Here is a 7,579-nt window from a genome sequence, read left to right as displayed (position 1 = left end):
GCAACATTCTCAGCCAACCGCCACCGCCTTCCTCGTATCCCCCGCCTGCCGCCGTACACCAGATCCGAGATTAGCTCCGCGACCGTCACGATCTCGGGCATCGAGTTGATGCATCGCATTCGCAAGGCGCAATTCGATCTCACGAATCTACGCCTCAAAGATACCAATGCGCCCGCTATTTGGAAGGCAGTTCTGTCCGCTCGATGAGGTGGCGGCGAATACGCCGCTTCTCGCTCACAATGCAAATTTGCACCAGAACCGCTTTACCGGCCTGTCCGCCGATGTCCGGTGTGGAAGCAAAGAATCAAAGTTCTGCCTTGCGGGCCCGGCAAAGCTCGATGAATTTCTGCATCGACTGGGTCAGCGTTGCGCCACGGCGCGTTGCAATGCCGTACGGGGCCCCTCTTCGTTCGATATAAATGGGGAGGATCTTGACCAGTCCACCTGCCGCAAAATACTCGGCGACCTTGCGCGGGATCAGGCCAACGGTGCCGCTCCCAGTGCGGAGTAATGCAAGCGTGGCGAACGTCGAAGTCGTTTCCATCGCGTACCGCGGAAAGTTCAACCCTTCGTCGTCGAGCATTTGCTCGAACACCGAACGCATGGGCAGAGTGGCCTGCGGAACAATCCACGGATTTTCAATGATGTCTGCCAGTTGCACGCTCGTTTCGTCACCGAGCGAGTCTGCGCCGTCAACGACGAGACAAATTTCCTCCACTTCCAGCGGGATGAAGTCATAGGCTTCCGGATGAACACTAACGCTGGGCCGTGCTATGACAAGATCCAGGAGCCGTTGATCAAGCATTGCCAGCAGGCGCGCGCTGTTGTCTTCCCAGACTTCGATTGCGGTATCGGGCTGTTCCGCCCGCAGTGCCCGGACAGCGGGCGCTAGCCACGTCGGCAGTGATCCCATTACTGCGCCGATGGCGAGGGTGCCGCCACCGCCGCGCAGGATTGCCGCCATCTCATCTCGCATCGTCCCAACGTCCGCCCGCAGGGTTCGGGCATGGCGAATTACGCAACGGCCCAGGTCATTCGGGACTATTCCACGCGGCGAACGGGAGAAAAGCTCTACGCCGAATATCACCTCTAATTCTTGCAGCGACTTCGTGATCGCGGGCTGCGAAAGCGAAATTTGCTGGGCAGCCTTGCGCAACGAACCGTGGTCGTCGAGTGCGATGAGCAGCGCAATGTGCGCGCCTCGCAGGCGCCTCAGGATTGCATCGTTACTGGTTATCACGGATATAACCTCAGATGTTCACGTGATTGAAACCTTTCATTATCTGCTGCCAGAAGTGTCTCAGTACACTGGGTTTGCCGGCGACGCAGGTCCGATCCGAGCGGAGACTCGTACGTACTGCCACGCTCCTGTCGGGATGGAGTGACGCATTGATAGCGTGTGATAACGCAATCGAATCACTGCCACGCAGTGTAACCGTGATTACTGCTTCGATGCGTGTGAACCTGAACGTTAGTGTTGAGGCCATATGACCGCTCACCGCATTCCATCGGCATTTTCCAATGGGTTACCGCCCGCCAACGGAGATTAACAAGCGTGAAACGGATAGGGATTGACGTCGGAGGCACCTTCACCGATGTTGTCATGGTCGACGATTCGACCGGCAAGGTCTGGTCCACCAAGGTGCCGACTACACCCCAGGATCGGGTCATAGGAACGATAGAGGGCTTTCGAAGGATTCTTGAAATCTCGCGCTCCCGCAGTGCCGACGTGTCCTTTCTTGGTCATGGGACGACGATGGCGACGAACATGGTGGTGGAAGGCACCGGGGCGCGCACCGCATTGATCACCACGCGCGGCTTTCGCGACATCCTCGAGCTGCGGCGTGCGTCGCGCCATGACCGCGCCGATCTCTATGACCTGCTGTTCGACAACCCGCGGGCGCTGGTCGAGCGTCGCTGGCGATTTGAAGTGACCGAGCGTTTGCGTTTTGACGGAAGTATCGAAACGCCTCTCGCGCACGAAGATCTGCGCGAGATTGCCGAGCGAGTCCGCGTGTCGGATGTCGAAGCGGTGGCTGTGTGTTTGCTGCACGCGCACGTCAATCCGCAGCATGAAAAGGCGGCTATCGCGGTACTTCGTGAAATGCTGCCTGACCGGTTCGTCTGTGCTTCGCACGAGGTCAATCCGGAAGCTATGGAGTATGAGCGGACCAGCTCGACGGTCATCAATGCGATGCTCGGGCCGGTTTGCGGGCGATATATCGGCCGTCTGGTCGATGCACTCGCGAGCCTTGGCTTTGATGGCAAATTTCTGTTCATGCAGTCGAACGGCGGCCTTGCCAGTCCAGCGCGTGTTGCAGACCGGCCTATCGTGCTGCTGGAATCGGGGCCGGCCGGAGGTGTCAGTGCGGCGATCCGTAGCTGCAAGCGTGGCAATCTGCGCAACGCCATTCTCGGCGATATGGGCGGCACTACCTTCGACGTTTCGCTTATCCGCGATTTCCGGCCGGAAATCAGGAACAAGAGCTTGCTGCACAGCTACACGGTGCGTTCGCCCAGCATCGACATCGACTCGGTGGGCGCGGGAGGCGGCTCCATCGTCTGGATCGATGCGGGCGGCGGAATTCGCATCGGCCCCGAAAGCGCGGCTGCTGATCCGGGGCCAGCCTGTTATGGACGTGGTGGCCAGCGGCCGACGGTCACGGATTGCAATCTCGTGCTGGGTTATATCGACCCGGACAATTTCCTTGGGGGCGAATTCCAGCTGGACGCGAAGGCTGCGTGGCGGGTGGTCGAACAGGCCATTGCGAAGCCTCTGAAAATGACCGTGCCCGATGCGGCCCAGGCGGTGCGGTCTGTCGCCAATGCGTTGATGGCGCAAGCGATTCGAATCATGACGGTGGAGAAGGGTCATGACCCGCGTGAATTTTCGTACATCTGCTATGGCGGTGCGGGCCCCGTTCACGCGGTCGACCTCGCTCACGACATCGGAATTCGACGCGTCGTGATTCCTCCGTTGCCAGGTCTCTTCAGTGCGTTCGGCATGATGGTCGCCGACCAGCAGTATGACTATCAACGACCGGTCGAATGCGATCTGGCGCAACTGGGCGACGAGAGATTGCATGCGGAGTATGAAGCGCTGCTCGCGCTAGGCCGAGCCGATGCGCAGCGCCACGGCGTCGACGGGGGCGAGATCTCCGCTGTGCGGCTGGCTGATTGTCGCTATGCCGGTCAACCCGATGTCCTCACGGTCGAAGTGCCCTCCGATGCTTCATGCGCCGCTTTGGCGCGTGAGTTCGAAGCGGCGCATCAGCGACTGTGGAATTTCGTCAGCGAAGATAAACCGATTATCGTCGCGAACCTGCGCCTGCAACTCATCACGACCAGCGGCTGGCGTGGGGGTGTCGCGCACGCGGACGAGCGCGCAACCATTGCTCCAAATCGCACCCGCGATGTGTACATCGACGGCAAGCTAAGCGCGTTACCGGTCTTTACCCGAAGCCGGCTACCGGCCGGCGCGAACATCGACGGTCCTGCTGTCATTGAAGAGCACAGCAGCTGCGCGATCCTGAAGGCATCGCATCGAGCGCATGTCGACGACGACCTGAACCTTGTGATTGAACTGGCGGCCTGAGCATGGACATCGTTACCTACGAAATCATCCGTAGCAGCCTCTTTGCGGTTGCGCGGGAAATGAAAATCGCCATGATGCGCACGGCAGGGAGCCCGCTGATGCATGCGAGCGGCGACTCGTCCGCTGCCATTTTCGACGCGGACATGCAGCTCGTTGCTCAAGGCAACGATATTCCGACGATGTTAGGCTCGGCTGTCATTTCCACTCGCGTCTCGGTCGAAGCAATTGGCCGCGAAAACCTGCGCCCCGGCGACGTTATCGTCAGCAACGACGCATACGTCGGGGGCGGCAACCATCAGCCGGACGTCCAGTTCACTCGGCCGGTCTTCGTTTGCGGTGCAATCGTTGCGTTCGTGATGACCCGCGGCCACTGGACCGACATTGGCGGTCAGTCGCCCGGCAGCTATGCAATCGCCACTTGGGACATATTCGCGGAGGGCATCCGGATCCCGCCGGTTCTGCTGTACCGCAACGACGAACCGGTACGTGATGTACTCGAAATTCTGACCCGCAATAGCCGCAACGCTCACGAACTGCGGCTCGACATCCAGGCTCAATACGCGGGAACCTACGTGGGTGAGCGGCGCATCGTGGACCTGGTGGAGAAGTATGGCGCCGACGCCTTGCGCGACGTGATGAGGCAAAGTCTCGACCATTCGGAAAAGCTCATCCGCGCGGAGATCGCGCGGATTCCGGACGGCGTCTACGAGGCGCAGGAGTATCTCGACCCGATCGAAGCTCCGGGTTGGAAACCCGAACACCCACTGCTGAAGGTCAAGGTCACCGTGAAGGACGACCACATCACGTTCGACTTCACCGGTACAGGCGCCCAGGTCCGCGGCGGAATCAACTGCCCGTTCTCCGTCACCTGCAACAGCACGTGGTTCACGGTAAAAGCGTTGACGGACCTCAGCATCCCGATCAACCAGGGCTGCTATCGGCCAGTGACCATCATTGCTCCGCAAGGCAGTGTTCTCAACTGCGAATACCCGGCGTCGGTGGTCTCGGGCAATACCGAAACGTCGCCCAGGGTGATCGATCTTCTTTTCAAGGCGCTTGCACCCGCGGTGCCGGGCCGCATTCTCGGCCAGAGCAACTGCGCTGCTTGCGCGGGAATCTTTAGCGGGCGCGACACCAACCAGGCACGTGTCACAGAGACCGGGCAGACGTTCGTCACGATGCACGATGTACATGCTGGTGGAATGGGGGCCCGCGCCGCTAAAGATGGCGTGAGCGGCATTCGGGTATATGTCGGGAATGCCGGCACACAGTCGATTGAAATGATCGAGCGGACATCGCCGCTGCTGGTCGAAGAGTGGTCACTGGTCACGGATACCGGCGGAGCCGGCCGGCAACGCGGAGGACTGACGTCCCGCCGTGTATATCGTGTCGAATATGATGAAGCCACGTTTACGGTCTCGGGGGAACGCGGGCGCACCGCACCGGAAGGGCATTTCGGTGGCCTTGCGGGCAGCCCGTTCGTTTGCAAGGTACAGCACGCGAATGGACAGGAAACGGCTGTGCCCGCAAAAGGCGGTCAAACTGTCGTCTTCCGGAATGATCGCGTCGTCGTGCAGCCGGCCGGTAGCGGCGGCTTCGGCGAACCCGCGCAGCGCGCGCGCGCACTGGTGCTGGCTGACGTTGCTGATGGTTACATCAGCCGTGAAGCAGCGATCGCCCTTTATGGACTAGACCGCGAACTGATGCAGCCGGAGCAACTGGAAGCCGCCTCGCGGACAACGTGAGCGGGTGATTCCGGAGAACTCCGAACACACCTGACGCACACTGGCTTGACTGAAGGACTGAAAGACATGCGGCGCAACGCGCCGCATGTCTGGGCGAGAAACGGGCACCGTCAGGAGGCTGTGGTCCGATAGCTGATTTCTCGTCTCTCCGCGGTCAACGTGCGAATGGGTTTGCCTTTGATCCAGGCCTGGATGTTCTCAACGGACTCGCCATAGTAGAACTCGTAAGAACCCTCGGTGACGTACCCGATATGCGACGTCGCGATCACGTTGTCCATGGTCCGGAACGGATGGTTTTGCGGCAGCGGTTCCACGTCGAAGACGTCGAGGGCCGCACCGGCAATCTGCTTGCGTTTCAGTGCGTCGATGAGCGCTTCCTCGTTCACGATCGGGCCGCGGGCGGTGTTCACGATGAGTGCGTGCGCTTGCATCAGGGACAACTCGCGCGCATCGATCAGGTTGCGGGTGCGCTCCGAAAGCCGAACGTGGATTGACAGAATGTCGCTGGTCGCGAACAGCTTGTCTTTCGATACATATTGAGCACCGTGCGTGGCCGCGGATTCAGCGGTCATGTTCTGGCTCCACGCAATGGTCCTCATTCCGAACGCCTGCGCCACACGTGCCGTTACGCTACCGGAATAACCCAGCCCGAGGAGTCCGATCGTTTTGCCGTTGAGGTCGCGCCCAACCGACACCTGCCATCCGCCGCTGCGAAACGATGCGACTTCACGCGGGATGTCGCGAGCCGCCGCGAGGATGAGCGCCCATGTCTGCTCCGCTGCCGCGGTTAGCGACGACGCGGTTCCGCAGACTGTAATGCCGAGGTCGTCCGCTGCTTCGATATCGATGGCGGCATTCCACGGGCCGGTGCTTGCCAGCATTTTGAGGTTGGGGAGCCTTGCGAGCACGCTTCGCGGGAACCATGTCCGTTCTCGCATCACACACAGGATGTCGAATGGCAGTAGGCGTTCCACCAGCGCATCTTCGTTATCGATATGGTCAGTGAAAACAGTGATTTCCGCTTGATTCCGCAGGCTTGCCCAATCCCCGAATTTCAACGAGGTATTCTGGAAATCATCGAGTATGGCGATTTTATGCATGAGTTTCTTTGCTGTTGATGCCAGCTGGCGGACCGGTATCCGCCTATGGCTGGTCGTTCAGAATGGAAGGCGCTTGTCTCGACTACCCCGCTAACGATGCCTTCTTGGGCGGGCGCGCCGATTTAGCGGTTTGAGGTTTGAGTCCTACAAGCATGACCAGGATTCCGAGAAGCAGAAGAGCGGTCATGACATAAAGACCACTGACGAGACTTCCCGTTGCCGTCTTCAGCCAGCCGATGACAAAAGGGCTGAAGAACCCGCTGAGCAGGCCAATGCAATTGACGAACGCAATGCTTCCGGCTGCCGCAGGCGAGCCGTGCAGGTAGTCGGCCGCAATCGACCAGATGAGCACGTTCGTCGCGAAGATCCCAACGGATGCTATGGTGAGCAACGTAACCGTGGTTGCGGGCGAGTTCGACGAATGCGACACCAGAAGCAGGGCGATGGCACCGATAATGCCAGCGATGGCCGCATGCCAGCGCCGCTCTAGCGTTCGGTCCGAGTTTCGACTGATAGCCACCATGCCGATCGCGCCAATGCCGTAGGGAATGGCCGAGAGCCACCCGAGTTGAGCGAGGTCGGTGATGCCCGAGTTTTTCATGACGGTCGGCAGCCAGAACGTGACGGAATACGTTCCGGACACGAATGCAAAGTCGACAAAGGCGAGCATGTAGACCTTGGGGTCCGCAAGAGCCTGCACAAGCGTGCCATGCACCTGTTGATTGTTCGTGCGTTTGCGCTCCGTTTCGACCCGGAATCCTTCACGCAGGATGTTCTTTTCCGCTTCAGTCAGCCATTTCGCCTTGTCGATATTGTCGTCCAGGATGAAGAGCGTCAGAATCCCCAGCGCGATTGCGGGAAGCGCCTCGACGATATAGAGCCATTGCCATCCAGCCAGATTGGCGACATGCGCAAGCTGTGTCATTGCCCAGCCGGAGATCGGACCGCCCACCAGCCCAGCGATGGGGAAGCCCACCATGAAACAGGAAATAATGACGCCGCGTCTGTTTTCGGGAAACCACGAGCTCAGATAGAAAATCACGCCGGGAAAGAACCCTGCCTTGTATCGGCTCCGGTTGTCTGGACAAGCTTTTGCAGCTCAGGCGGCCAGCTTCATCAGCCTTTCCTGACGGGCTTCG

General features: G+C 59.7%; 4 protein-coding genes and 2 pseudogenes. 3 read left to right on the top strand and 3 right to left on the bottom strand.

Translation table 11 applies throughout. The features are described 5' to 3' along the window. Positions 1-207: pseudogene (locus EVC45_RS47375) on the top strand (hypothetical protein); the annotation flags it as partial. Positions 208-304: 97 nt separating this feature from the next. Here EVC45_RS47375 and EVC45_RS42855 read toward each other — a convergent pair. Further along, a complete protein-coding gene (locus tag EVC45_RS42855) occupies positions 305-1,240 on the bottom strand; it encodes a LysR family transcriptional regulator (RefSeq protein ID WP_129964126.1) in 936 nt (311 codons plus the stop codon). A 315-nt stretch (positions 1,241-1,555) separates the two neighbouring features. On the opposite strand from EVC45_RS42855, the gene EVC45_RS42850 reads away from it, so the two are divergent. Beyond that, complete coding sequence (locus EVC45_RS42850) at positions 1,556-3,595, top strand: hydantoinase/oxoprolinase family protein (protein WP_129964127.1); 2,040 nt, start codon at positions 1,556-1,558, stop codon at positions 3,593-3,595. A gap of 2 nt (positions 3,596-3,597) precedes the next feature. Continuing rightward, positions 3,598-5,340 (top strand): hydantoinase B/oxoprolinase family protein, encoded by a 1,743-nt coding sequence (locus EVC45_RS42845; protein ID WP_211193579.1) that lies wholly within the window; start codon positions 3,598-3,600, stop codon positions 5,338-5,340. Between the two features lie 110 nt (positions 5,341-5,450). Here EVC45_RS42845 and EVC45_RS42840 read toward each other — a convergent pair whose 3' ends face one another. Both EVC45_RS42840 and EVC45_RS42835 read right to left on the bottom strand, forming a co-directional pair. After that, positions 5,451-6,440 carry a D-2-hydroxyacid dehydrogenase family protein gene (locus EVC45_RS42840; RefSeq protein ID WP_129964124.1) on the bottom strand — a complete coding sequence of 330 codons (990 nt, stop codon included), beginning with the start codon at positions 6,438-6,440 and terminating at the stop codon, positions 5,451-5,453. Between the two features lie 82 nt (positions 6,441-6,522). Next, a pseudogene (locus EVC45_RS42835) lies at positions 6,523-7,488 on the bottom strand (MFS transporter); the annotation flags it as partial. Positions 7,489-7,579: the final 91 nt, after the last annotated feature.

This window comes from Paraburkholderia sp. UYCP14C (assembly GCF_004197395.1).
Classification (GTDB): domain Bacteria; phylum Pseudomonadota; class Gammaproteobacteria; order Burkholderiales; family Burkholderiaceae; genus Paraburkholderia.
This window is presented reverse-complemented; position numbering and strand designations above follow the sequence as displayed.

Bases quoted from the DNA above. Each gene is read 5' to 3' on its own strand.
- EVC45_RS42845 (WP_211193579.1), top strand. From the start codon at position 3,598: ATGGACATCGTTACCTACGAAATCATCCGTAGCAGCCTCTTTGCGGTT.
- EVC45_RS42840 (WP_129964124.1), bottom strand. From the start codon at position 6,440: ATGCATAAAATCGCCATACTCGATGATTTCCAGAATACCTCGTTGAAA.